Source organism: Paludisphaera mucosa, assembly GCF_029589435.1.
Taxonomy (GTDB): domain Bacteria; phylum Planctomycetota; class Planctomycetia; order Isosphaerales; family Isosphaeraceae; genus Paludisphaera; species Paludisphaera mucosa.
In genome coordinates this window covers 514,687-539,802 of sequence record NZ_JARRAG010000001.1, presented here as the reverse complement: position 1 = coordinate 539,802, position 25,116 = coordinate 514,687, and the positions used below count along the sequence as shown (strand labels likewise).

Genomic DNA, 25,116 nt, shown 5'->3' with positions numbered 1-25,116 from the left:
CCCAATATTTGCACGTTTGTGTTGCGAAAAGTAAACACGCATCCTTGCGTTTCAGCCGGATTGCGAGGGTGAAGTCATCTTTCACGACACTCCATGCCTCTGTTCAAGTTATTCCTGCAGAAGGAATTAGACGCTCGCGATCGGGATACATGACAAAGATTTGCCTACGAGATCGTAACGATGCGATCCCGCATGAACTCTTGCAAGACATCTTAGCGGGCGATCGATTTGCATCATCGAAGAATTTTTCGAGTCGGATCATGACCTGCGCGCTCGAGACTCCCTGCAAGGCCGCGAGGGCGACGGGCCCATTCCAGGCGCGCCGAACCAGACACAACCCAATATCCAAATAGCACTTGCGAAACATTAAGACGAACTTATTTCGGGATAACCGTGGCCTAAGCTTCCCACCCTATCTTTCCTCACGTCGGCCGGGGCGAACGTATCCGCCCCCGGACGGCGCACCTTGAGGAGGGGAAGCCATGGAGTCCACCGCGTTCACGATGTTGCTGCTGCCGGTCTGCGAGGCCGTGTCGGTCGGGCTGGCGCTGGGGTTCGGCCTGGTCGGGTTGATCCACGGCCTCGACGCGTTGCTGGCCCAGCCTCAGACTTCGATGGTCCATCCGGCCGGCGAGTCGGTGCGAGGGCTCGCGATGGTCGCGAGGCGCGAGGAGACGGCGCGAGCGGCTGCGACCGAGCCCGCTGCGGCGTGCCGCGCGGGCGGGGCCGGCGAGCCGTCGTGGATCTCGCTCTGCGACGGGCCGGACGGGCCCGGGCGCCGGGACGAGATGGGTTTCCTGCCGGGGCCCTCGGACGCGGCGATCGGGACGCTTCCCTGGATGTGAGGGCCGGGTCCGCTAGAATTCCCGGTCGGAGCGGCGTCCCTCCGCCATCGATCGACCCCGGATGGGATCAAAACATGGGCATTCGCATCCTGGTGGTCGAGGACGACGAGCTGATCGCCGGCTCGCTGGTGCGAGGCCTGCGCGAGGAGGCCTTCACCGTCGAACGGGAGGCCGACGGCGACTCGGCCTGGCGGGCGCTCCAGTCGGGTGGCTGGGACGTCGTGATCCTCGACTGGTGGCTGCCGGCGCAGGACGGCCTGTCGATCGTGCGGCGGCTTCGCGAGCGCGATCAGGAGACGTCGGTGCTGTTCCTGACCGCCCGCGACTCGGTGCCCGACCGCGTCAAGGGGCTCAACGGCGGCGCCGACGACTACCTGTGCAAGCCGTTCGCCTTCGACGAATTGCTGGCGCGGGTCCACGCCCTGGTCCGCCGCCGCGAGGGCCGGGGCGGGACGCGGCTGGCCTACGCCGACGTCGAGCTGGACCTGGCCACGCAGCGGGTGGCCCGCGCCGGCAAGGCGATCGACCTGACGGCCAAGGAGTACGCCCTGCTGGTCTACTTCCTGCGGAACGCGGACCAGGTGCTCTCGCGGACGCGGATCTACGAGCACGTCTGGGACGAACGCTACGACGGGCTGTCGAACACGCTGGAGGTCCACGTCTTCGACCTCCGCCGCCGGCTGGAGGCGCACGGGGCGCGGCTGATCCACACGCTTCGGGGGCGGGGCTACTCGTTCGGCCTGCCGCCGGGGACGACCCCGGGCGACGCCCCATGAGGCTCGCCGCCCGGCTGCTGCTGTACTTCCTGGGGACCCTCGCCGTCGTGCTGCTGGGGTTCTCGGCGACCATGTACGCGCTGGGCTGGTCGTACCTCCACCGCCGGCTCGACGAACGCCTGGAGAAGACCCTGGCGGCGCTCGAGGCGGCCGTTCACGTCGAGCCCGACGGCCTGGAATGGAAGCCCCAGGAAAGGCGGATCACGATCGGGCTCGACCCCGGCGTCGACCAGATCCGCTGGTCGATCGAGGACGAGGACGGCCAGGCGGTGGACCGCTCGGCGAACTGGGGGGCCGGGCCCACGCCGCCGGCCGTCGCGCCCGAGCCCGCGGCCGTCGCCCGGGGCGACGCCACGGTGTTGAGCGACGTCCCCGGCTGGCGGGTCGGCCGCCGCCGCCTGCTGCTGGCGGACATGCTCCGGCTCGGCAAGCATGGGCCGGAGCCCGGCGAGCGGGACGCCGACGAGTACGGGGAGCTGAACCTCATGGCGGCGGTCTCGCCCGAGCCCGTCGACGCCAACCTCGCCCGCCTGGGGATGACGCTCGCGGCGGCCTCGGCGACGACCTGGCTGCTCTGCGCCGCGCTGGGGGGCTGGCTCTGCCGCCGCGCCCTCGCGCCGATCGCGAGCCTGGCGGCGGCGGCCCGCGCCAAGGCGGCGGCCGACGACGAGAACGGCCTGCCCACGCCCGAGACCGGCGACGAGCTGGAAGACCTGGGGCGGGCCTTCAACGCGCTTCTGGATCGCCGCCGCGAGGCGCTGGAGCGGCAGCGGAGGTTCACCGGCGACGCCTCGCACCAGCTGCGGACGCCGATCGCCGGCGTGCTGAGCCTCATCGACGTCGTCCGCCGCCGGCCCCGGCCCGCCGAGGATTACGAGCAGGCGCTCGACCAGATCCGCGGCGAGGCCGTCCGCCTGCACCGGATCGTCGAATCGCTCCTGTTCCTGGCCCGGGCCGAATCCGAGTCGGAGCCCCTGCGCCAGGAGCCGGTCGACCTGGCCGCCTGGGTCCCCGAGCTGCTCAAACGCTGGGAGGGCCGGCCCCGTGCGGCCGACCTGCACTTCGTGGGCGATCCGCCCTCGGCGTGGGTCCGGGCCCACCCCCCGCTGCTGGCGCAGGCCGTCGAGAACCTCGTCGACAACGCCCTGAAATACAGCGAGGCCGGCTCGCCCGTCACGGTCCGCCTGCGTCGCGAGCCGGGGACCGCGGCGCTCTCGGTCGAGGACCGCGGCTGCGGCCTGACCGAGGCGGAGCGCGCGGCCGTCTTCGAGCCCTTCTACCGGGCCCCCCGCGCGAGGCTGCTGGGCCGCGGCGGGGTGGGCCTGGGGCTCTCGGTCGTCCAGCGGATCGTCCGCGCCTCGCGCGGGTCGATCGGCGTCGAGAGCGTCCCGGGGGCCGGGTCGTGCTTCACCATCCGCCTGCCCGAGGCGGCCGCGACGGGCTGACCGCCGAAGACGCGGGACGCTTGCGGGCCGGGCCGGGCCCCGCCAGAATGGGACCTCCCTGTCGTGCGAGGCCGGCCCCGTTCCAGCAAGGTGACCACCGTGAGCGTCGAACAGCACTCCCTGGGCAAGCGGTGCGTCGCCGAGTTCCTGGGGACGTCGATCCTGATCTTCCTGGGCCTGGGCGTCGTGCACGCCTCGGTCCTGACCGGCGCGCAGAGCGGCCTCTGGCAGGTGGCCGTGGTCTGGGGGGCGGCGGTGACCCTGGCGGTGTACGCCGTGGGCGGCGTCAGCGGCGCGCACATCAACCCGGCGATCACGGCGGCGCTCGCGACGCGGGGCCGATTCCCCTGGCGCGAGGTCGTCCCGTACGTCGCGGCGCAGACGGCCGGGGCGTTCGTTGCGGCGGCCTTGCTTTTCGTCCTGTTCAGCCCCTACTTGAAGGAGCGCGAGCGGGCCAAGGGGGTCGTGCGGGGCGGGCCGGGGAGCGAGGTCACGGCGATGTGCTACGGCGAGTTCTTCCCCAGCCCGGGGCCGCTCTCGAACTCGGAGGGGCCCTACTCGCTCGATGAGCATCAACGGATCAACGCGCTCGTGCCCGAGTCGTCGGCGTTCCTGGCCGAGGTCGCGGCGACGATGGTCCTGGCGATCGTGGTCTTCGCCGCGACCGACGCCCGCAACCCGGGCGCGCCGCCGGCCGGCCTGGCGCCGGCGTTCATCGGCCTGACGGTCGCGGCCCTGATCTCGATCTTCGGGCCGCTGACCCAGGCCTGCTTCAACCCCGCGCGCGACGTCGGGCCGCGGCTCTTCGCGGTCCTCGCCGGCTGGGGAGCCGCGGCCCTGCCCCGAGGGACGGGCGCGGTCACGGTCTACGTCGTCGCCCCCATCCTGGGCGCCGTCCTCGGCGCGGCCCTGTACGACCGCGTGCTGAGGCCGCACGACGCCGCGGGGCCCGCCGCGTGACGACGAGAACGAGAAGGCGGTTCGACTGGTTCCTGCCGGGCATGGGCGTCTCGGTCGCGCTGGCCTTCGCCTTCCCCGGCCCCGGCGCGGACGGCGGCTGGCTGCATCCCGAGCTGCTGACCAAGGCGGGCGTGGCCTTGATCTTCTTCCTGCACGGCGTGGCGATGTCGTTCGACGCGCTCAAGGCCGGGGCCTTCCGGTGGCGGCTGCACCTGCTCGTGCAGCTCGCGACGTTCCAGCTCTTCCCGATGCTCGGCCTGCTGATGCTGGCGGTCGCCGGAGGGCTGATCTCGCCGAGCCTGCGGCTGGGGTTCTTCTACCTCTGCGCGCTGCCGTCGACCGTCTCGTCGTCGGTCGCGATGACCTCGGCGGCGCGGGGGAACGTGCCGGCGGCGGTGTTCAACGCCACGCTCTCCAGCCTGATCGGGGTCGCGGTCACGCCGGCCCTGACGGCCTGGTACCTGGGCGGTTCCGGCACGAGCCGCCAGCCCCTGGGCGGGGTGATCCTGGACATGGTCGTCTGGCTCGTTTTGCCGCTGGTCGTCGGCCAGCTCGCGCGGCGATGGCTCGCGGGGTGGGCCTCGCGCAACAAGCGGACGATCGACGCCGTCGACAAGGGGACGATCCTGCTGCTGGTCTACACGTCGTTCTGCGACTCGGTGGCCATGAACGTCTGGAGCGGCCACGGGGCCGACGCGGCCTGGACGTTCGTCGGCACCTTGCTCCTCTTCTTCGCCGTCATGGGCCTGATCTGGGCGACCTGCGACCTGCTCGGATTCTCGACCGAGGACCGCATCACCGCCGTCTTCTGCGGCTCCAAGAAGACGCTGGCCTCGGGCGTGCCCATGGCGCAGATCATGTTCGGCGAGACCCCCGAGCTGGGCCTCATCCTCCTGCCGATCATGATCTACCACCCGATGCAGCTCTTGATCTGCGGGGTCCTGGCCGGTCGCTGGGGTCGGCGGCCGGAGGCGGGCTGAGCCGGCGGGATGCGAACGGGCCGGATGGAGGGGCAACGGCTTACAGGCTCGTCTCCCCCTCATCCGGCCCTTCGGGCCGCCTTCCCCCGCGAGGGGGGAAGGCTTTTCCTATGTTCCGACTTCCGGTCAATAGAGGCCGAAGCGGGAGCCGCCGATGACCGGGAGGCCCTGGGGCGTCGGCTGGGCCTGGGGGGACGGAGCGGCCTGCGGCGAGGGTGCGGCCTGGGGGCTGGCGGTCACGGTGCAGGCGTGGCAGTGCTCGCCCTTGAGGGCGGCCTTGAAGCTCTGGATGTGCTTGCAGAGGTGCTCATGCTTCCAGGCCTTGACGTCGTGGAGCCGGCCCTTGAGCCGCTCGACCAGCCAGCACGGGGGCTTGGCGGCGGCCGTCGCCACGCCCTGGGGCGAGGGGGCGACGGGCGACTGCGGCGAGGCGAGCGGCACCCTGGCGTGGTCCGGGCAGGGGGCGATCGGCTTGGCCCAGACCGACTCGTAGGACGTCGGGAAGACGACGGGCGGGAGCTGCGCGGGCGGGCTCTGGGCCGACGCCTGCGCCGCGTGGCCGTGCGGCGCCTTCCAGTTCCAGAACGACCAGCGGCGGTGCGTCGAGGCCGGGGCGGCTGCGACGGTGGATGCCGCGAAGATCGGCGTCTGCGCGGCCGGCATCGGCGGCTGGGCGATCGCCGGGGCCTGCGGCGGGGCCTGGGGCTCGGCGACGGTCGAGGCGACCGCCGGGGCCTGGGCCGGGGGCGTCACGGGCGAAGGCGTCGAGGGCGTGGCCGGCGCGGCGGGCTCGGAGGCGGCGACGGGTTTGGGCGTCTCGACCGGCTTCGGGGCCGGGGCCGGCTCCTCGGGCTTCGGCAAAGCCGGCGCGGGGGGCTCGGGCCTGGGGGCCTCGACGGGCTTCGGCGCCTCGGCGGGCTTGGGGGCCTCCTCGACCCTGGGCGGCTCGGCCGGCTTCGGGGGTTCGGCGGGCTTGGGGGCCTCGGCGGGCTTCGTCGCATCGTCCCTCGGAGGATCGAGCGGGACGGCCGCGTCGGGCTTGCCGGCCGGCGGGTTCGAGCCGGGCGTCGGCCGGATCGGCGGCGGCGGCGGCAGTTGGGACGACCGGACGAGTTCGTCGTCGGGCGCGTCGCGGCGGGGCTCGTCGACTTCCGGGACCGTCATGGCGAGCCGCGCGGGCGGTTCGACGGGCTCGGACGCCGGCGGCGGGGCCGTGGGGACCTCGACGACGAGGTCCTCGCTCGCCTCGCGGAGCAGGCTCGGGCCGGCCTCGACGACGCGGAGTTCGGGCTCGGCGGCGGCGGCCGGCTCGCTGGGGGCCTGGTGGGCGGCCTCGGTCGAGAGCGATTCCGGCAGGCGGATCGGCTGGGCGAGCAGCGAGGGCTCGGCGTGGTCGTCGGCCGGGGGCGGGTCTTGCGGGCCGTCGACGCCCCGGACGGGGAGGACCAGGTCGTCGTCCTTGCGGGTCCGGGCCATGCGGGCGATGGCCTCGTTGACCTCGGCCGGGGTCATCTTCGGCTGCGCCGGCGGCCGGGCGTCGTTGCGGCTGAAGATCGGGGCGCGCTGGGGCTGCCGCGTGACCCACGGGGGCTTCGAGAACTGGAAGACGCCGGGCCAGCCGCCGCCGGAGTATCCGGGCCAGATGTTCGCGGCCGGCGCGACGCCGGGGGCGGTCTGGGTCGTCGGCTGATACGCGCCACGGCCGCCGAACCGCCGCGACCACCAGCCGCGCAGCCCGGACGGCGCCGCGGCCTCGACGACGGGCCCTTCGACGGCCGCGGACGGCCCTCGTTGCTGGATCCCCGCGCAGCCGGCGCCGCCGAGCAGCAATCCCGCCGCCATCACCACCAAACCGCGCGACGTCCTCATGGCGTATCCTCCCGCCTGGAGCGGCGCGATCCCCGCGACCGCGGCCCTTGCATCCTTGCCGGACCACTCCGGATTCATCCGCTGGTTGCATCGGCATTCCCGAACCGCCGGCTCGGGCCATTCCGCCCCGCGGGACCCCGCGCCGAGGGCGCGACCGCGCCCTCGGGGAAAGTCGCCGCGACCGGCAAACTCGCCGGGACGCCGACGGTTTGAACAAACCGGCCCGAGACGCTACTCTGGACCTCCCCGAACGCGAGGCATCCGCAATCCGATGGAGGGTCGCACGCGGGTCGATCCCGCGGGCCTTCGCCGGTATTCCCAAGGGTGGACGATGATCAACGCCGAAGCCGCAGACCGGTTCATGGCCGCCCCCTGGCTCGAATCGACGGACCGCGAGGCCAAGCAGCAGCTCCTGGGCTCGCTCGCCGAGGAGCGCGCCGCCAAGGGGACGATCCTGCTGGCGCAAGGCCAGCCCAACGACCACCTTGCGTTCCTGATCGAGGGCGCCGCCGAAATCGAGAGGCGGTCCGACGGCGGCCGCAACGACCTGATCACGACCCTCAAGGCCCCGGCGGTCTTCGGCACCACCTCGTTCTTCCGGCCCAACCCGCCCCAGGCCACGGTGCGGGCGACCTCGGACGTCTGGCTCCTGACCCTCCATCACCCGGCCTATGAGACCCTCCGCCGCGACCACCCCCGCGCCGCCGAGGCGCTGGCAGTCGCCGTGCTGCGGGCCGTCTCCGAGCGGTTCGACCTGATCGACAAGCTCTTCGCCGACTACATCCAGAAGCACCCCCACGCCCCCTCCGACGCCATCTCCGAATGGTCGCGCTTCCGCGCCCGGCTGTTCGAAGAGCACGCGATCTGAGCCGACCCGCCGGGCGACGCCGCCCTCGCGAGACGCCGGTTGACGCCGCCCGAAGTGGATTGCACAATGGGAGGGGAGGAGCGGATCGCGACGCGCCTCAAGGCCGGGATCCGCCCCCCTCGACGGGCGCGGGCCGGCGCGACGCCCCGTCCCCGACGACCGCCTCGCGATACGCCCGGTCGCCCCCCCGCGACGCATCCCCGCCCGTCGCCCGAGCCCCCCCGGCCCGATCGACGACCAGCCCCTCCGCCGTCGGCCGCCGCTTTCCACGCAAGAGAATCCTGACGGAATCCTTTCAAGACGCACTCATGAATGATTCACCCCCGCCGACGCGGCATCCGGAGTTCGAGGGCCTGCTGCGGTCGGCCTCCGGGGCCGGGGCGCACGGGCACCTGGTCGACGTCCGCGAGACGCTCCGCGCCGTGCTGGGCCCGAACCGCCCGCTGGTCATGCTCTGCCCCCACGCCGACGACGGGGCCATCACGGCGGCCTGCCTGCTGCACGAGTACGCCGTCCGCCGCGGCCTGCCGGTGATCGAGGTCCTGGTCTTCGCCGGCGAGCGCAACGTCGCCGCGCCCTGGCTCAACGACCAGAAGAAGATCACGATGCGCGAGGCCGAGTTCCGCCTCGAGTGCAACGTCCTGGGCGCCGAGGCCGTCTGCTGGAACCTCGAAGGCTACCGCCAGCCCGGCTACCAGCCGACCGACGGCGACGTCCAGAAGGTCGTCGAGTGGTTCGCCAAGCGCCGCCCCGGCGCGATCATCGTCCCCCCGGCCAACGACGCCCACGCCGCCCACCGCGTCACCCGCGCCCTGGCGGCCATCGGCCTCCTCGGGGCCGGCCTCCACGACACGCTGGTCATGACCGGCTGGACCCCCTGGGGCCCCCTGCCCCAGCCCAACGCCTACTTCAGCTACGACGGCGAGGCCGAGCGCACCAAGGAGTGGGCCATCCACTGCCACGCCTCGCAGATCCTGCTGACCGACTACACCCAGTACTGCTCCCACCTGGGCCGGGCCTACGCCGCCCTGACCCGCGAATGGGCCGAGGGCCACAGCCTGGCCGGCCGGGCCCACCGCACCGACGAGCGGTTCGTGGGCGTCGAGCTGTTCGAGCTGGAGACCTACAACCCCTGCCGCGCGAGCAACGACCCGGGCGACCCGATCCACAAGGCCCTCGGGCTGCTCCGCGACCAGGCCGGCCCCGCGCCCGCCGAGCCGCCCCGCAGCCCCGCCTCCGGGAGCAACAACGTCAAGGCGTCGTCCGGGACCGCGTCGTCCGGGACCGCCTCGGCCTGACCCGGCCTTCCCTTCTCCCTCCGGGAGAAAATGCCGCGCAGCGGCGGATGAGGGTCGCCGGAGTGAAGAGGGAGTCTGCGGTTCGAGAGGCGTGGGCCGGCTCGAAGCGCCTGGCCCCTCATCCGGCCCTTCGGGCCGCCTTCTCCCGGGGGGAGAAGGGACGACGCGTTTTCATCGCCTGGAATCACCACCGCCTTTCCCCGTAGCGAGCCCGCCGCCGATGCCCGCCGAACGCACCTTGCACGTGTCCGAGTCGAACGTGGACGTCATCGTCTTCCCGGACGCCGCAGCCGCCGTCCGGTCGGCCGCCGAGCGGATCGCCCGGATCGTCGCCGAGTCCGTCGCCGCCCGCGGCAAGGCGGTCCTCGGCCTGGCCACCGGCGCGACGCCCGAGAAGGTCTACGACGACCTCGCCGCCCGCGTCCGGGCCGGGACGCTCTCCTTCCGCGACGTCACCACCTACAACCTCGACGAGTACTACCCGATCCAGCCCGTCGACCCGCGGAGCTACCGGTCGTACATGCAGCGATTCCTCTTCGACCGCGTCGACCTGGCCCCGAACCGCGCCCACGTCCTCGACGGCACCGTCCCCGAGGCCGCCACGGCCGCGCACGCCGCGGAGTTCGACCGCTGGATCGACGCCGACGGCGGCCTGGACCTGCAGCTTTTGGGCATCGGCCGCAACGGCCATATCGGCTTCAACGAGCCGTCCGAGCTGGCCGTCGAGGCGTTCGCCTCGCAGCCGACCCGCGTCGTGGGCCTGCACCCCATCACCAAGACCGACGCCATCCGCGAGTTCGGCAGCCTCGAAGCCGTCATCCCCCGCGCCCTGACGATGGGCGTCCGCCAGATCCTGGCCGCCCGCACGATCCTCATGCTCGCCACCGGCCCCCACAAGGCCCCGATCGTGGCCCGGGCCCTGAAGGGCCCTCTCACCGCGAACGTCCCCGCCTCGCTGCTGCGGACGGTCGCCGACAAGGTCGTCTGGCTCGTCGACGAGCCGGCGGCCGCCGAGCTGGGCTGACCCTTCGTCCGAATCGCCGTCCTCGTCGGCCCCCGCTCTCGACGCCTCCGGGCGAGGAGGCCGGGTCCGGTGCGCGCCCATGAGGCGCGGCCTTACGTCGATCCACGATCGTAATTTCCTCAAATCCCGCGACGTCCCCACACCCACGTCCTATGGTCATTTGAGGGGCGTGTCGCAAAACGTCTCGGTCGAGTCGCCGCCCGACCGCGCGCGGCCGCGCCCTCGGCGAGAGGCGCGCGTCGACCGCACCCCCGGGCGAAGCCGCTCGGCGAAATCCACCGCGTCCAGCCGGGCAGCCCCGGCGCGCGCCGTGTTCAACCAGAAGGAAGATCCGCCATGGCGTTCCGTCCCGTGCTCCGCCCCGCGTCGGCGTCGTCTCACAGGCCTGCCAGCCCCGACCGCCGATCGTCCCGCCGTGCGGACGTGCGCGGGATCGAGGCGCTGGAGGACCGCCAGCTCCTCTCGACCTTCACGGTGACGAACCTCCAGCCGACCGGGACCGGCTCGCTGCGGTGGGCGATCGTCCAGTCCAACACGACCCCGGGGGCCGACGCCATCGACTTCGGCGTCGCCGGCACGATCAACGTGGGCCGGAACTCGCTGCCTGCGATCACCGACGCGGTGGCGATCGACGGCTCGTCGGCCCCCTCGTACGCGGGCGCGCCCGTCGTCACGGTCGACTTCCAGAACTCGAAGGGGTTCCGGTTCGATCGGGGGAGCGACGGGTCGAGCCTGGTGGGGCTCTCGGTCGTGCGGGCGGGCAACGCCGGCGTCACCCTCGTCGCCTCGCACGTCATGGTCGCGGGCAACCTGATCGGCCTGCTCGCCGACGGTTCGACGATCGCCGGCAACCGCGGCGACGGCGTGCGGGTCGAGGCCTCGTCGCGCGGCAACCTGATCGGCCACGAGGATCCGGTGACGAGCGTCAGCTATTACAACACCGACTCCGTGAGCACCCAGCCGGTCTCGGGCTGGCAGGGCATCCGCGCCGCCGACGCGGCCGGCCAGTACCTCATCAGCGGCACGTCCAACAGCGCCGGGCTCCTCTACGTCGGGCCGATCACGGGCGTGGGCGGCACGAGCTACGCGGTGAACTACCCGGGCGCCGCGACCACGAGCGTCTACGGCCCCGACAACCTCGACGGCGACCGCGTGCGCCTGGTCGGCAGCTACCGGACCGGCTCCGACACCGTGAACGGCTTCCTCTTCGAAGGCACGACCGCCGACCTGACGAACGCCGCGAACTACCGGACGATCGCCCACTCCGGGGCGACGTTCACCTACGTCCACAGCACGATGGGCGGCTTCGCGGTGGGCAACTACGACAGCACGACCTCCAGCGGCCCGCCCGTCGGCACGGGCCACGCCTTCCTCTACAACATCGCGTCGGCCTCGTTCGTCGCCGACATCGCCTTCCCGGGCTCGATCAGCAACACGGCGTACGGCATCTGGGCCAACGGCGGCGCGAGCTACACGATCTGCGGCGGGTTCGTCCGGCTCGCGGGCGGCCAGCCGATCGGCCAGGGCTACCTCGTCGACTACGACTCGGCCACCGGAGCCTTCACGAACTGGAAGGCGTTCGACTACGCCAACGGCGCCAAGGGGGTCGAGTTCGACACCCACTTCGAGGGGATCAGCAGCGTCGAGAAGGGCGTCTACACGCTGAGCGCGGGCTCGGCCCAGACCAACACCGCGACCTTCGAGCAGGGCTCGTTCGCGACCGTCCGGCGCAACACCGACGGCAGCTTCGGCGACGCGGCCTGGGTCGACCTCGCCGTCCCCGGCGCCTCGGGCCTGACGACGTCCGACTCCGTGATCGGCAACCAGGTCGTCGGCATCGCGTTCACCGACGCGGGCGTCGTCTCGTACCAGGCGACGGTGAACTCCGCCTTCCAGCTCTCCAACGTGATCGCCGGCAACGGCGGCAACGGCGTCGGGATCTACGGTTCCAACGACAACCGGATCGGCATGAACTTCATCGGCACCGACGCCTCGGGGACTCTCAACCGGGGCAACCGCGGCAACGGCGTGCTCATCACCAACGGCGCGGCGGGGAACCTCGTCGGCGGCCAGGCGACCAACGGCAACGACCCGACGGCCGGCACGTTCGTCCGCCCGCCCCAGGGGAACCTGATCTCGGGCAACCGGGGCAACGGCGTGCTGATCACCGGCAGGGCGACGAGGAACGTCCTGAGCGGCAACTTCGTCGGCACGTCGGCCTCGGGCAACTCGGCCCTGGGGAACCGGCTCGACGGCGTCGCCATCGACCGCGCCGACGGCAACTCGCTGCTCGGCTGCACCTTCCAGCAGAGCCCGTTCGTCTTCTACAACGTGCTCAGCGGCAACGGCGGCAACGGCCTGCGGATCACGAACTCGAACAATACCACGGTCCAGGCCAACTTCATGGGCGTCGGCGCGAACAACGCGACGATCGTCGCCAACGGCGGCGACGGCCTGCTAATCTCGGGCACGTCGCGAAACACCCAGGTGGGCGGCGTGATCCCGCTGGGCAACGTGATCTCGGGCAACAACCGCAACGGCATCGAGGTGAAGGACAAGGCCAGCGGCTTCATCTCGTTCAACACGTTCGGCGGGGTCTACGCGTTCGGCGGGGCGGCCCCGAACCGGCAGAACGGCATCCTCATCACGTCGAGCGGCGGCGACAACGTGGTCCGGACCAGCATCATCTCGGGCAACCTGGGGAACGGGATCGAGCTGGGGGGCGCGGCCACCGGCGTGCAGATCACCGAGGTCGCGGCCGGCATGGACACGTCGATCCAGGCGGCCATCCCGAACGGGGGGAGCGGAATCAAGATCTCGGGGCGGGCCCACGGCAACGTCATCGGCGGCTTCCAGCCCTCGGTGGTGCCCCAGGTGACCCTATCGGCCAACGGCCGGTACGGCGTCGAGGTCGTCGGGTCGGCCCGCGACAACGCCGTGTATCACACGGCCATCGGCACGAACGCCGAGGGCGGCGCCGGGGCCGGGAACCTGGGCAACGGCCTCGGGGGCGTCTACCTGGGCGCGGGCACCTCGTCCACCACCATCGGCGGGACGTCGGTGGCCCTGGGGGTCCGGATCGCCAATAACCGGGGCAACGGCGTGACCGTGCAGTGTTCCAAGAACAACCGGATCGTGGGCGACCGGATCGATGCCAACCAGGGGTACGGCGTCCAGGCCCGGGGCGTCTCCACCGGCACCGTCATCCATGACGTCTCGATCGCCGACAACGCCCTGGGCTCCGTCGACCTGACCGGGTCGAGCGGCGTCGTCTACATTTCCTGATCGACCGCGACGTGAGGGACGTAACTCTCGGGGGCGAGGGCGCGGACCGCGGCCTCGCCCCCGGCGTTCATACGCCCGGCCCCGGATCCGACCGTCCTCATCTCTCGAAGTAGAGGAACGGCGCGGGGGCCAGGAAGGCGTGCTGCTCGTAGAGGCTCCAGACGCCTCCCCACGAGATGTACTGCGACGCGGTTTTCCGGCGGTTTTCCCCACATCAACCACCACTTATACCCGATATCGTACCTGATTCGCCCCCTCTCTAGGGGGTCGCCATGGGCCGCAAGCCGAAGGTCACGAGGAAGGCGGGGTATTGGTATTCGCAGGCGGGCGGGAAGGCCCGCTACCTGGGGCGGTGCGACGAGGTGCCCGAGCAGGAGGCCACCGCGAGGCTGTGGACGGCCCTGGCCGGGCTCTCCGAGGATCGTGGGCCCGTCCGCCGTCACGCCTCCGGGATCACGGTGGAAGCGTTGAGGGACCTTTTCCTGGCCTGGCTGACCGAGCACCGCTCCCCCAAGACGGTGAAGGGCCGTCGGCTCCATCTCCAGAGGTTCGCGGCGAGGTTCCCGGGCCGACACGCCGAGAGCATCCGGGGCGAGGACGTCGAGCAATTCATCGCCGGGCTCCGCTCGCAGGGCTACCACGTCGTCTACATCGAGAAGTTCTTCACGAGCGTCCGGGCGATGTTCAGGAAGGGCGTCAAGATGGGCTGGCTGGACGCGTCGGTCGATCCCTTCGTCAGGGTGGAGGCGATCCGACTCCCCGCCCGGGTGCTCCGCGAGGCCGACCTGCCCACGGCCGACGAGGTCCGCCGGCTGTTCGAGCACGCCGACGGCTCGCTCCGCGACATGCTCACGCTGTTCCTGCACACGGGGGCCCGCACGATCGAGGTCGCCGAGATGACTGTGGGCGACTATCAGCCGGCCACGCGGACGGTCGTGCTGGGGAGGCACAAGCGGTCCATGACGATGAAGGACCCGGTGCCCCGCATCATCACGTTGAACGAGGAGGCGGACGCCGTGCTGCGACGCCTGACGGCGGGGCGTGGCCCCCACGAGCCCGTCATCCTCAGCGGATGGAAGCGTCCCTATCGCCCCCAGGTGATCGCCAACCGCTTCCAGAACCTCCGACGCAGGGCGGGCGTCCGCGACCACATCACGCCGTACTCCTTTCGTCACCTCTTCGTCACCGACTGCCTCCAGGCGGGGCTCGACTCGGCCTTGGTGGGAAAGATGCTGGGCACGTCCCCGGACGTCATCATGAAGGTCTACGCACACTGGCGGACGGACGCCTTCCGCGATGCGATGTCGCGAGTCGATGCGATGAGGGCCCTGCGACGCGGAGAGGATTCGCCCCAGAGGGCGAAGGAGTAGCAGGGAATCCGCCTTGGAACGTCTACGGGAATGGAGAGTTCGTGGAACACGAATAAAGCATAAATAATGTTGAATTCACGAATCTCATCCCCTATCCTGTCGGGGCCCTGGACGGGGTCCTGTGAGGGGGGTGTGAATTCATGTTCATTATCCCAGCTTCTTCTTCGCCTTTTGCGTTCTAGTGTTCACGCGAGAGGTTTATTATGACTCAACTCAAGTCGCTCGGGGCCTTGCTCAAGATCAAGGACATCGGCCTCATCGACCTGGACGAGATCGCGAGCCAAGGATTTCTTCCACCCGCCGACCAACGATCTCCGGTTTTATGCCGGGTTCAGACCCATCGAAACGGCGGCGTCTTCTGGGCGTACTGCGAGTCCGACGACGCCCTCAAAATTTTTGCGATGTGCGAGGAGCGAGGACTCGATTTCGTCGGCGTGATCAGCACCAGAGGGTGGTGAGGGCTCCACTGTCAGCCTTCCCGCCGCTCTTGATTCGTCCTGCTCAGGACTTGCGGTCTCGTCTTCTTCTGAGCCGATAGCGGAGAACGGTGATCGCGAAGATGATCATTGTGGACTCCCTCGACGGGGGGACGTCGTGCTCCTGGAGAGGGAGCGGCCGGACGAGACCGGAGGGGCGGTACTTCACTTGTATCGATTCGGGAAGTCGGTGGCAAGTTAAGATTTGAAGAGGTCTTCCGGAAGGGTGATGTCAGATCATTATTGGACGAATTCGAACGAATCGCGGAGACCCGAGGCCGACTATTTGAAGACCCCTCCCTGCTCCTCTTATTCCGGGCCGGACGTCCGATGGAGGAGCCGGACCATGCCGGGCGATTTCAAGACCGGGAAGGCGAGTCACTGGCACGGGGCGGGCCTCGGATGCCAGGATGTCATCGTAGGCCAGCTCCGCTCGGGGCGTCAGGCCGCAGCCCCTTTCAAGTCAGGATCGTGCCAGGCGGAGTGCTCAGGACGAATCCGCAAACCGTCGCCCCCACCCTCTCCACATCACGTTTACAGAGCCCCGTGCCCCCGAATCCTCGACGGAATCCTCCATGAAGAATGTTCCGACGCTCTGCCTGGCGTTCACTGCGTTGCTGCTCACCAACTCCAGCGGGGGCGTGAGGGCGACGGTGCAGGATCTCGGCGTCACCCCGCGTGCCAGCAAGCCGAAGCTGACCAGGACGCAAGGCGGCACGGAATACATGCAAGTCCGATGCGGGCTCCAGGATGGGGTCGGGAACCACTGGTTCGGCACGACCGGCGAAGGCGTGTATCGCTACGATGGAAAAGGCTTTACTCAGTACACCGTCGAGGATGGGCTGAACAGCAACATCGTATGGTCCATCCTGGAGGACAAGAAAGGTAGGATCTGGTTCGGGACGGACTCCGGCCTTTCTCGGTGGGACGGCAAGGGCATCCGCAGCGTCCCCATCCCCCCCGCCTCGGAATCGTCCGGTTCCGCAACGGCCTCCCCAAAGCAGGCCCTCGCCGCACAGACCGTGTGGAGCATGCTGGAGGACCGGAAAGGGACCATCTGGTTCGGCACGAGCGAGGGCGTGTTCCGCTGCGAGGGGGAAGTGATCGTCCCCTTCCTGGAGAAGGGCCAGGTCCGGAACCCGAGCGGGCTGCATCTGAAGATGGTGGACGACATCCTGGAAGACCGGCGAGGGATTCTCTGGCTCGCCTCCGGGATGCCTCCCGGGCGGGAGGGCCTGTGCCGTTTCGATGGAACCTCGCTCACCCGCTTCAACCCCGGGGGAGAGGAGTGGATTCGAACCGTGGTCGAAGATCCCAAGGGGGACCTCTGGTTGGGCACCCGGCACAAGGGGGTATGGCGATACGATGGAAAGACGTTCTCCCGCTGCTTGGAACAGGAGGGGCTCGGCATGCCCCTGCTGGTGGACCGATCGGGGAACGTCTGGTTCAGCGGCGTGGAAGGCGAGGATGGCCTGGGAAACAGCACGGGCATATGGCGATACGACGGGAAGTCGTTCCGGAACTTCTCCGCGAAGGAGGGTCCGGGGAAGTATGGGGTCTGGTGCATGTTCGAAGACCGTGACGGCGACATCTGGGTGGGGACCCGGAACACGGGCTTATATCGCTATGCTGGAGGATCGTTCACCCGCTTCTCGGAATAACTCCCTCCGCAAGCACGTGCGGGCGAGGGGAGCCGATCCGAATCACCCAGTTCGCCGAGGGGGAGTAGCAGGGAAGGTGAGGAGACATCCCACTCCCTGCTACAGCCTCAGAATTGCCACTTCTCCGGTCGTCGAAGCGTGCCGTTGGCCATGACATGCTCCAGATCCAGCAGGGCGGCGTCGACCTCGTCGCCAGTCTCCAGGGTGTTCTCGGTGATGAACCGCTCGAACCTCGCCCGATCCCAGACCCCGCCCCGATCATCCCTGGACTTCAAGATCATCTCGGACTTCGCGGCGTTCACTGCGGCCAACACGTTGAACACGGCGTTGGCGTGCCTGTAGATGGCTTCCGCCAGCACGCTGCCGCCGGCCGCCGCGATCTGCTCCTCCGTGGCGTTGAGGCTTCGTAGGAAGTGCTGGAGCCTGTGGATGAACTCCATCTTCAGGATCAGATTCATGTGATCGCGTGGATTCCCTTGCTTCGAGATGACCGTGGCGAGCGGGATCGAGATGGTTACGGCCAACTTCCTGAGTTCGTCCGTCGCATCTCGGGCTTCCTGGGTCGCCTTCTCGGCTTCCTCGACGACCTCCCTCACCTTGAACTTCACCCCTCCCAGATCTCCCGACTCGACACGCTTCAGGATGGACTGCAACTCATCCTTGAAGGTCCAGATCAACCACACGGCGATCAAGGGCCATGCGTTCGCGGTTACGAAGCGGGCGGCCTCGCCGAGTGCGGTGCTGGCGAAGATCCAGGTCTCTGCGGGATGAAGGATGGAGGTCGTCCCCACCAGGATGGAGATCGACCAGACCCCGACCCGACGCACCCATCTCGAGGTTAGTAACACCCGAATATGTCCTCAGACGATATGGAGAGGTGGCCCCTCTACCTTCCCTGCTACTCCCCTCCTGGTTCCTGTCGTGGTGCAGGTCAACTCTCATCTCTCAAGTAGTTGGAACCTGCGTCACGCTCGCTATCTGAAATCCACCGACGAACGGGAAGTGGTGGGGGTGGCCCCACTTCTCATGGATCAGCTTCACCATCTCCTCGACCTGGGCCCTCGCATCCTCGGCGTGCTCTCGCGTGCGGTACTTCTCCCATTTCGCAGGCGTGAACGTCCAAGCATGCTCCTGGTGGTCGACGAGGGGCACCTCGCTCGTATCCTCCAGGATCTCCGACTTGCCGTGGGCGATCTGGTCCCTGAACCTGAAAAGGTCGATCATCACGCTCCACGGCTTGCGACCGAAATCCAGCTTGAGTTCCAGCTTCTCGGCGATCACTTCAAGCTTGGATCTGGGGCTCAGTCGCTCGATCGCCTTCCATGCTAGATCGGGGAAGATCTCCTGGCCGACGTGGTTCAAGCACGCTTCGAAGCTGAACGCGGTGTACGTGAGGCTCGCCATGAAGTTGAGGAGGCTGCCTTCCTCGCGCTCGACCCCCTCTTGGAGTAGGAAGCGGGAAACCCCCCAGAACTCCACGTAGGTTACGACGGTTCGCTTCTTCGCGATCCTGACAAGACTGTTGTCGTCCACGAGCCGCCTCATCGCATGGTGTTATTTCTGTTGGCTGATCTTCTTGGATAGCTCCTCGGCCTTCTTTCGGACTTCGTCCGAGGGCTTCCGATCGAGGGCCTTCTTGAGGTATTCCTCAGCCGCCTTCGGCTTCTTGATCTTGATGAATCGCTCGGCCATCGCGATGTCCTTGCGGGCGGCGTCGTCGTCGTGCTTCGCCTTCTCGGCCTCGGCCCGCCGTCGGACCTCCGCCTCTTCGGCCTCGACCTGCCGTCGGGCCTCCTCCCTGTCGGCCTCCGCCAGCCGGCGGGCCGCCTCGCGTTGGGCCCGGACCTGCTCGTCACGCCGCCGCTCCTCCTCGGCCCGCATCTCCGCCTTCGCCCTGGCCTTCCGCTCCTCCAACGCCCTCGCGGCCTCCGACGACACCCCGAGATGGTCGAGGTATTCGCGGAGCAGGGCCTTGGAAGCCTCCGGGATCGTGAACGACGTCGTCCCGATCGCGAGCTTGACGGTCCTGGAGGCGGCTATCTCCTTGAGCCGCCCGAGCGTCATCCGGTACACGAAGATCTCGCTGACGCCCCCGTTCACGACCTCCTGGTCCTTGTCGGTCGCCCTGAGGGGCATCCGGACGTCGTCGTACAGGAGGGCGGCGTCGTTGAACTTGAGGAATTGCCACGTCGTCGACCGCGAGAACACCATGAAGTCGACGTCGTCCTCGTCCCGGAGGGGCGGCCGCGAGCGTCCCCGGTAGTAGCGGTGGAACGACAGCCCGATCTGCAAGTCGTTCTCGTTTCCATAGTGTACGCCCCTCACGTCGAGCGACTCCGCCGTGGCGTCGCGGACCTCGTCGTATCGCACGGCGTAATCGCCGACCTGGCCCATCAGTGCGACGGAGAATACGAGCGAAAGCATGGCTGAATCTCTCGTAGGGTGGGTGCACGCACCTCGATAGTGTACAAGCCCTACCCCCTCGGATCAAGGAGACTTCAAGTGTGCGATGAGGGCGTATATCTTCTTCAAGTATGTGGGGAAGAGGATAATAGAGGCGTGTATCTCCTCCTCCGGGCAGGATCTCCCCGTCGGGTGGCCGGCTTCATTCCTCATCGTGCGGAGCAGCGTGAAGACGCCGTCCAACGTGACGTCGAGGTGGTCCTTTAGGTCGCCGGAGAGCCTCGGCCGGACTCGTCCGTCGAACCCCCTCATGAACTCGTCACGCACCCGCTTGATCGGACGACCATCGGTATCCCGCTTGAACTGGATCTTCTTCTCCTCGTCGAGCGAGTCAGCGTAGGCGTCGACGAGCAGGAGAAACGCACGCTCGGAGGCACATCCCAGGGTGACGGTGGATGACAGGAAGCAGCCGGCCCGGAAGGTGACCAGGCACTCTCGAAGGTATGTCACGACGACCTCGTCCAGGTCGGGCATGGCCTTACTGAGCCTCCCGAAATAGCCGTCGGGATCGTAGGGCGAGAAGTCCCTCACCTGGACTCGCTCCCTCCCCTTGTCGGTCAGGTGGATGTGCGGCCAGGTTGAGGCGGGTAGCAGGGCGTATCCCGGCCTGATGATCCCTTCCACTATCAAGTCCCACAGGACGTCTTGCACCCGCACGATGTCATGGGGGTCGAGCACATACGTCGTCCTCCAGAACTCGTTCCATCTGTCCGGTTCTTTCACCGGATCGATCTTGAAATGACGCTTCGCCGCGATGGTGGCGATCCACTCAGACAGCGGGCCAACCTGCATGTCCGCAGCAGGTGTGTTCTTCCTATGATCGAGCGTCTCCAACACGATGCTTCGCATCTCATCATGGGAGATGTCCAGGGGTGAGAGTTGTTCTGTCACGACGTCACCTCCATGGAGTGTGGAGTTCAAGGCGGAGGTTAAAAGGGGGCTCCAGATGCCCTCAGAGTCTCAGCGACTTCCAACGCCGAGCGAAGGTCGGGCCTCGAGACTTCGGCCGCTTCGCTGTTCGTCGACACCCTCCACCATTGAACAACGCCCTCGTTCACGGGGCTGAGAACGACCTCGTCGTCCTCGGACACCAACCTCACGGCCGGATGCCCCCACCCTCCCAGCATGTCGACGACCAGGGCCCACTGCTCGACGAAGCAATGGCCCGCGATCGCGGTCTTCGGCGGCGGAAACTACCCCGAGCGTCGACCTCCCTCACTTCCTCGGGCGGTTGAACGGGATGTTCTTGTCCTTGGACTCGAACTTCAATCCGTAATGGTCGATCCGTTCGTCGGCCTTGGTCGAGATCTCGAAGGTGGCGACGTCGCCCGGTTCCAGGGTGCTCGGGTTCCCATATGTGAACTCGGTCCTCACCAACCGATTCTTCGCATCCTCGAAGGTCGCGGTGGCCCTGAGGAAGGTGATCTTGCGATCCGTGGTGTTCTTCACCCGTGCGTGGACCTTCGTGTAGCCGTCGTCCAGTTCCCAGTCGGTGTCGATCAGCGTGATCTTGTCCTGGGCGGCTTCGTCATCGGCGGGCTTCTTCAGCTTGCTGCCGAATAACTCCTCGCCATCGGCCTTGGCGGCCTCGATCGCCGGGAATGGGACGAACGGCTTGGAATCGGGTACCCTAACCGAGGAGGCGTGCACCCATACGATCCTGTCCTTGTACTGGCCGTCCAAGACCTTGACTAAGTAGTCGCTGGGGTTCGGGAAATAGACGAAGTTCACCTTGGGTCTCAATCCCTCCCCCGTCTTGTCGAAATTACCGTACCCAAGAATCTCCACTCCTGTCTTGGGCTTGAGGTAAACGACTTGTTTCGTGGCTTCGTACGGCTTGAGGAGCTTCCGCAACTCGACGTCCGACTTCTTGTCGAACATCAGGTGCATGTGCTCGTCGGCGTACGCCTTCCGCTTGTCCTCGAATTCGATCAATGCATTCAAGTCGACGAAAGCTATATATGGGTTTCCGGACTCTTCGCCCAGAGGATCATAGCGGTACATGATCGCCTTCTCGCCGAGTCTCGGGATATACATCGAGTTCCCGGGCACCGGATCTCCCGATTGGGCGAGCATTGAGACGGCTAGTAGGGCAGGGAGCATCGAAGGACTCCAGCGGCGTGGTTGCGTGCGTGACTCGACCCATTCTACGACGTTCAACGGATGGAAACAGGGGTAGGAGGTTGCTTCAAAGTGGAGCCCAGCCTCCCGTACTCGGGATGTCTCGTGCCTACTCTAAGAAAGCACCGGCGTGATGTTTCGCATAGGGATCTGTGTCATCAAGCATAGGGGATGCGTCACCAGACATAGGGGCGACTTGAGTCATCAAGCATAGGAAAGTGGGCGTCACGCATAGGAAGTTGAGTCATCATGCATAGGAAGTGAGACGTCTTGCATGGGGCTTCACATTAGGCAAGCCACGCAGGCTGGACAAGGCCCCACCGCGTCGGAGTACGGCGACACCGTACGGCGGGTACTTAAGCAGGGAGGGGGCGAAATACATGAGATGGCATTCTATGGCGTGTCGGCCGTCGGTTGTCAAAGTTGTGCGTCGGCCGACCTCATCCCCACCTCCCTGCTACAGTATTTATTCGCCATCGCCCGCCTGACGGCCCTGGCATCGCCCTCGGCACGCCAACGGCCCGAGCAGGAAATCCCCACCGCCGACGCTGTGCGTGCGTCCTGGGGCCTCCCAGCCCCCCCTCATGCGAACTCAAGCTCGCCGGGCACCCCACACCACTCAGGATCGGCGTAAACTCCCTCCCCCAGGTATGCACCTCTCCCCTCCCAATGCTCACCCACGGGCTCTCCAGGGTGCCTGCGGCGGATTTCAGCGTAGATGGCGTACACGGCGGCGATCTTCTTCTTGTTGTTCATGCGGCCTCCTTGATTCGTAAACGAGGGGTGAACGGGAAATCCGAGAAGGCGTCGAGCAGGGCGGCCTTGACGGTCTCGACGTGACGCTGCGTGGTCATGATCGAGTCGTGGACGGTGATGATCGGGATCTCGGGGTGGTTGAGTCTCAAATGATCCACGGCTCCCCGAAGGATGCGATGGGATTCACGCCTCTGCATCTCCTGGGGAATCCAGCCGAAGGGATTGGCTCGCTTGATCCGCTGGAGGACGGCGGCGGCTTTCGGCCAGACCTGGGCGAGGAGCTTGGTCCGTCTCATCCCCCCATAGATCACGCCGAAGAACTCATCTTTCGTCTCCGATCGGGAGGGGTAGTCGAAATGACGCATAAATCGTTCGTAAGTCCTTCCCCCTTCTAGGTCTACGAAGAACTCGTCATGAATACTGCGATCATAAGGGAGAGAGGGATAGGAGAGAGAAGAAGAGGATGGAAATGAGTGAGAAGAAGGAGAATATTCCAGGCCGTTGGATTTCAGGAGGTCCGCCAAGAACAAGACCTGGCTGGATACGATGTCGATCTCTACGAGAGGTTCGCCGTCGATTTCCAGCAACGCCCGGATTTCCGAGCACATGCGGGTCATGTTCGAATGGAAACGGCCGAAGTCGCAATACTTCGTCTTGATGATCCCGGCCTTGATCAATTCGACCTGCCTCAGGGCGAGGTCACGCTTCTTGCCGTCCGGCATCCCCGCCAGGACCGCTTTCAGCCCCGCCCCGAACTTGGCCTTCATGATCCACCTCCGCATGTAGAGTCCGAGGTCGTCGAGATCTTTCGTGGTGTTCCAATGGGCCTTGAACTTCTTGTAGCGGTTGAGGAACATCTGCCCGTCGCCGGACCATCTCCGCCACTGGGCCCCGTCGAGGGAAGCTCCGAGGCGATATCCCATGGGCTTCGACCCCACGATGTAGTGGTTGTCGCATTCGATAAGCCCCGCCCGGACGGCGGCGTCGCGTATGGGCTTGATGTTCCGCCCGACCACCTTGCCCAGCAAGCCGGCCGACAGGTAGGCCCAGCGATCCTCGTCGTCCCCCCGCCACACGGCGACCTCATAGAAGTAGCAGGTGGAGATCAGCCACCGGACCCCATCCTTGTTCTCCGGAGGAATCTCGAAGTCGTCGTAGCCGACGGGCTCGTAGATGTAAGGAAGTCTCTTCTTCTTCGCGATCATGGCATAGGCTCCTGTGGTTGTTTTCAACTCAATTGCGGGCGGGGTCTGTCTCGCCCTTTTCGAAGCGGACGTCAGGGGGAGCGGCCATCCATAATTCAACGGTGTTCCGACGAAGCTCGCCGACCTCAAGGACGACCATCCGGCCGTCCGGGAGGTACAGGTTGATTATCTGGCCGGTCCCTCGATAAAGCTTGAGCATGATATCTCCTGTGTGATTCAACGGTTGCGGCGGCCGTCGATCCAGAGGACGACTGCGAAGAACGGAAATCCGATGATGTCGATCCAGCCCATGACGGCGTCTCCGATGGGGAGATATTGGTTCGCACATCTACGGGTACACCGTCGGGGATTCTTCCCTTCCCACCCCCCTGCTACGGTCTTGGTCGCCGTACCCGGCGAACCGAATGAGTTGGAGAGGTCCGACCGCCAGGTTGTTGTAGAACGGCCGCATCACGAGTTGAACGAATTTTTGCGAATGTCGTCGACCCGACTCGGAGGAAGGGCCGGGGCATTCGCTCCAAAGGCTGTAGCAGGGGGTCGAGGATCAGACGGGGGACGACCGACCAGGGCCGATGACGACCTGGTTCCCGTTCTCTACCAATCCCCACAACACGGCGACTCAATTGAAGTAACAGGTGGAGATTAGCCAGCGGACGCCGCCCTCCAGGGGGCAGAGTCGATCCCGTACTTCGAGGCGGAAAAGTCTTGGGGCGTGAAGTTATAGGGAGTCTTTGGCTTCCGCTTGGCCTTGGGCTACGTCGGGCGGTCCATTGAGGTCGTTGACATGCCTCGTTCGATTTCGGCGGCCTTCTACTCCTCGAATGCCATGTCCTGGCTCCATATCTGTCGGACTTGGTTGGTGTGGGCGGCGGTAGACTGCGTCTCAACCAGACGTGGAGGATCGCGACGGCCTTGAATACCCCCGGGTGACCTGGTGGTGGAATGACTATATAACGACCCGATCCACGAACGATCGGCCGACACGCCCTCCCCGGACGTTGTCGGTTGGGCGGAGGCCTACTTCACCGGCGAGCAAAGGGGTCGATAGGGGTAGGAGCCCTTGCCCGCGAAGTCCTCCGCGTCCCTTACCCCCTGCTCCTCTTCATGACCAATGGGAGTGCCGGTCCGGGTGAACCTGGGAGTTGGGTGGTCCTGCCACCAATCCGCACCGAGTGCGTCGCCCCGGCGTGCAGCAGGACAGGACGAGTTGGGCGAACGGGTGAGCGTCAGGTTGCCTTTGAGGTCCCCGACCAAGGAGGGCTGATATGTTGGACTTCAGGAGGATCGATGAAGCATTATCCACGGTGAGCGAACCTCGCCTTCGCGGACCCGCGAGATCCTGCCGAAGACATGAGAACGATCAAATGACATGTCAGGACTTGGTAACCGGATACCTCCACTATTGGGGCGATTCCGGTCTCGTAGCCATCGCATCCTGGTGAACGAGGTACGGGGGCCTCGACTGCATCAAGTTTGGAGCCGTCGTTCTTCTGACGACGCGGAGAACCAGCCTGAAGGCGGGGGGTTTTTATGATCCTTAGGTGGTGGCACGAGTGCGATTTACTATCGCAGGTCATGCATTTAAAACCGAGCCTGCTGGAAAAAGATTTGTCAAAATGCGATACTTAGGTACTTTAGGTGATCTAACTCAAGTAAATCGCCTCGTTTAACTAAGAAAATATGAAACATAGATTAAGTGAGAGATTAAGGGACT

The 25,116-nt window shown here is 66.9% G+C and carries 20 protein-coding genes; 12 read left to right on the top strand and 8 right to left on the bottom strand.

The genetic code is table 11. From position 1 onward, the window contains the following. The first annotated feature begins 482 nt into the window (after window positions 1-482). The 5 genes from PZE19_RS02240 (at window position 483) to PZE19_RS02220 (ending at window position 5,006) form a co-directional block, all read left to right on the top strand. Window positions 483-845 (top strand): hypothetical protein, encoded by a 363-nt coding sequence (locus PZE19_RS02240; RefSeq protein WP_277858959.1) that lies wholly within the window; start codon window positions 483-485, stop codon window positions 843-845. Between the two features lie 74 nt (window positions 846-919). Next, window positions 920-1,621 carry a response regulator transcription factor gene (locus PZE19_RS02235; protein ID WP_277858958.1) on the top strand — a complete coding sequence of 234 codons (702 nt, stop codon included), beginning with the start codon at window positions 920-922 and terminating at the stop codon, window positions 1,619-1,621. Then, window positions 1,618-3,066 (top strand): sensor histidine kinase, encoded by a 1,449-nt coding sequence (locus tag PZE19_RS02230; RefSeq protein ID WP_277858957.1) that lies wholly within the window; start codon window positions 1,618-1,620, stop codon window positions 3,064-3,066. Before PZE19_RS02235 ends, PZE19_RS02230 begins: the two co-directional genes overlap by 4 nt. Window positions 3,067-3,165: 99 nt before the next feature. Further along, window positions 3,166-4,026 (top strand): MIP/aquaporin family protein, encoded by an 861-nt coding sequence (locus PZE19_RS02225; protein WP_277858956.1) that lies wholly within the window; start codon window positions 3,166-3,168, stop codon window positions 4,024-4,026. Then, a complete protein-coding gene (locus tag PZE19_RS02220; protein ID WP_277858955.1) occupies window positions 4,023-5,006 on the top strand; it encodes a bile acid:sodium symporter family protein in 984 nt (327 codons plus the stop codon). Before PZE19_RS02225 ends, PZE19_RS02220 begins: the two co-directional genes overlap by 4 nt. Window positions 5,007-5,132: 126 nt before the next feature. Here the strand turns inward: PZE19_RS02220 and PZE19_RS02215 are convergent, their stop codons facing one another. Then, window positions 5,133-6,875 (bottom strand): hypothetical protein, encoded by a 1,743-nt coding sequence (locus tag PZE19_RS02215; protein WP_277858954.1) that lies wholly within the window; start codon window positions 6,873-6,875, stop codon window positions 5,133-5,135. 331 nt (window positions 6,876-7,206) lie between these two features. Between PZE19_RS02215 and PZE19_RS02210 the strand changes: the two genes are divergently transcribed. From PZE19_RS02210 to PZE19_RS02180, 7 genes are all read left to right on the top strand, one after another. Then, window positions 7,207-7,743, top strand: coding sequence for a cyclic nucleotide-binding domain-containing protein (locus PZE19_RS02210; protein WP_277858953.1), 537 nt, complete (start codon window positions 7,207-7,209; stop codon window positions 7,741-7,743). Window positions 7,744-8,051: 308 nt separating this feature from the next. Next, entirely contained in the window at window positions 8,052-9,041 is a 990-nt protein-coding gene (locus PZE19_RS02205; RefSeq protein WP_277858952.1) for a PIG-L deacetylase family protein, read from the top strand. 220 nt (window positions 9,042-9,261) lie between these two features. Then, entirely contained in the window at window positions 9,262-10,065 is an 804-nt protein-coding gene (locus PZE19_RS02200; RefSeq protein WP_277858951.1) for a glucosamine-6-phosphate deaminase, read from the top strand. A gap of 336 nt (window positions 10,066-10,401) precedes the next feature. Beyond that, window positions 10,402-13,350, top strand: coding sequence for a beta strand repeat-containing protein (locus tag PZE19_RS02195; protein WP_277858950.1), 2,949 nt, complete (start codon window positions 10,402-10,404; stop codon window positions 13,348-13,350). Window positions 13,351-13,622: 272 nt separating this feature from the next. Beyond that, window positions 13,623-14,720, top strand: coding sequence for a tyrosine-type recombinase/integrase (locus PZE19_RS02190; protein WP_277858949.1), 1,098 nt, complete (start codon window positions 13,623-13,625; stop codon window positions 14,718-14,720). 230 nt (window positions 14,721-14,950) lie between these two features. After that, window positions 14,951-15,178, top strand: a complete 228-nt coding sequence (locus PZE19_RS02185; RefSeq protein ID WP_277858948.1) for a hypothetical protein — start codon at window positions 14,951-14,953, stop codon at window positions 15,176-15,178. A 593-nt stretch (window positions 15,179-15,771) separates the two neighbouring features. Beyond that, entirely contained in the window at window positions 15,772-16,857 is a 1,086-nt protein-coding gene (locus PZE19_RS02180) for a ligand-binding sensor domain-containing protein (protein ID WP_277858947.1), read from the top strand. Window positions 16,858-16,964: 107 nt separating this feature from the next. Here PZE19_RS02180 and PZE19_RS02175 read toward each other — a convergent pair whose 3' ends face one another. The 7 genes from PZE19_RS02175 to PZE19_RS02145 form a co-directional block, all read right to left on the bottom strand. Beyond that, the gene (locus tag PZE19_RS02175) at window positions 16,965-17,648 is read right to left on the bottom strand and encodes a hypothetical protein (RefSeq protein ID WP_277858946.1); all 684 of its coding nucleotides are present in this window, start codon (window positions 17,646-17,648) and stop codon (window positions 16,965-16,967) included. Window positions 17,649-17,802: 154 nt separating this feature from the next. Then, the gene (locus tag PZE19_RS02170) at window positions 17,803-18,390 is read right to left on the bottom strand and encodes a hypothetical protein (protein WP_277858945.1); all 588 of its coding nucleotides are present in this window, start codon (window positions 18,388-18,390) and stop codon (window positions 17,803-17,805) included. Between the two features lie 21 nt (window positions 18,391-18,411). Beyond that, the gene (locus PZE19_RS02165; RefSeq protein ID WP_277858944.1) at window positions 18,412-19,281 is read right to left on the bottom strand and encodes a hypothetical protein; all 870 of its coding nucleotides are present in this window, start codon (window positions 19,279-19,281) and stop codon (window positions 18,412-18,414) included. A 63-nt stretch (window positions 19,282-19,344) separates the two neighbouring features. Then, on the bottom strand, window positions 19,345-20,211 hold the full coding sequence (locus PZE19_RS02160) for a hypothetical protein (RefSeq protein WP_277858943.1): 867 nt from the start codon (window positions 20,209-20,211) through the stop codon (window positions 19,345-19,347). 324 nt (window positions 20,212-20,535) lie between these two features. Beyond that, window positions 20,536-21,423 (bottom strand): FxLYD domain-containing protein, encoded by an 888-nt coding sequence (locus PZE19_RS02155; RefSeq protein ID WP_277858942.1) that lies wholly within the window; start codon window positions 21,421-21,423, stop codon window positions 20,536-20,538. Window positions 21,424-22,023: 600 nt separating this feature from the next. Next, a complete protein-coding gene (locus tag PZE19_RS02150; protein ID WP_277858941.1) occupies window positions 22,024-22,197 on the bottom strand; it encodes a hypothetical protein in 174 nt (57 codons plus the stop codon). After that, entirely contained in the window at window positions 22,194-23,531 is a 1,338-nt protein-coding gene (locus PZE19_RS02145) for a hypothetical protein (RefSeq protein ID WP_277858940.1), read from the bottom strand. Before PZE19_RS02145 ends, PZE19_RS02150 begins: the two co-directional genes overlap by 4 nt. Between the last annotated feature and the right edge of the window lie 1,585 nt (window positions 23,532-25,116).

Excerpts from the sequence above, each read along its gene's own strand:
- PZE19_RS02150 (WP_277858941.1), bottom strand. The coding sequence starts at position 22,197 with ATGAACAACAAGAAGAAGATCGCCGCCGTGTACGCCATCTACGCTGAA.
- PZE19_RS02235 (WP_277858958.1), top strand. The coding sequence starts at position 920 with ATGGGCATTCGCATCCTGGTGGTCGAGGACGACGAGCTGATCGCCGGC.
- PZE19_RS02165 (WP_277858944.1), bottom strand. The coding sequence starts at position 19,281 with ATGCTTTCGCTCGTATTCTCCGTCGCACTGATGGGCCAGGTCGGCGAT.
- PZE19_RS02210 (WP_277858953.1), top strand. The coding sequence starts at position 7,207 with ATGATCAACGCCGAAGCCGCAGACCGGTTCATGGCCGCCCCCTGGCTC.
- PZE19_RS02195 (WP_277858950.1), top strand. The coding sequence starts at position 10,402 with ATGGCGTTCCGTCCCGTGCTCCGCCCCGCGTCGGCGTCGTCTCACAGG.
- PZE19_RS02155 (WP_277858942.1), bottom strand. The coding sequence starts at position 21,423 with ATGCTCCCTGCCCTACTAGCCGTCTCAATGCTCGCCCAATCGGGAGAT.
- PZE19_RS02205 (WP_277858952.1), top strand. The coding sequence starts at position 8,052 with ATGAATGATTCACCCCCGCCGACGCGGCATCCGGAGTTCGAGGGCCTG.
- PZE19_RS02200 (WP_277858951.1), top strand. The coding sequence starts at position 9,262 with ATGCCCGCCGAACGCACCTTGCACGTGTCCGAGTCGAACGTGGACGTC.
- PZE19_RS02215 (WP_277858954.1), bottom strand. The coding sequence starts at position 6,875 with ATGAGGACGTCGCGCGGTTTGGTGGTGATGGCGGCGGGATTGCTGCTC.
- PZE19_RS02180 (WP_277858947.1), top strand. The coding sequence starts at position 15,772 with ATGAAGAATGTTCCGACGCTCTGCCTGGCGTTCACTGCGTTGCTGCTC.
- PZE19_RS02230 (WP_277858957.1), top strand. The coding sequence starts at position 1,618 with ATGAGGCTCGCCGCCCGGCTGCTGCTGTACTTCCTGGGGACCCTCGCC.
- PZE19_RS02190 (WP_277858949.1), top strand. The coding sequence starts at position 13,623 with ATGGGCCGCAAGCCGAAGGTCACGAGGAAGGCGGGGTATTGGTATTCG.
- PZE19_RS02240 (WP_277858959.1), top strand. The coding sequence starts at position 483 with ATGGAGTCCACCGCGTTCACGATGTTGCTGCTGCCGGTCTGCGAGGCC.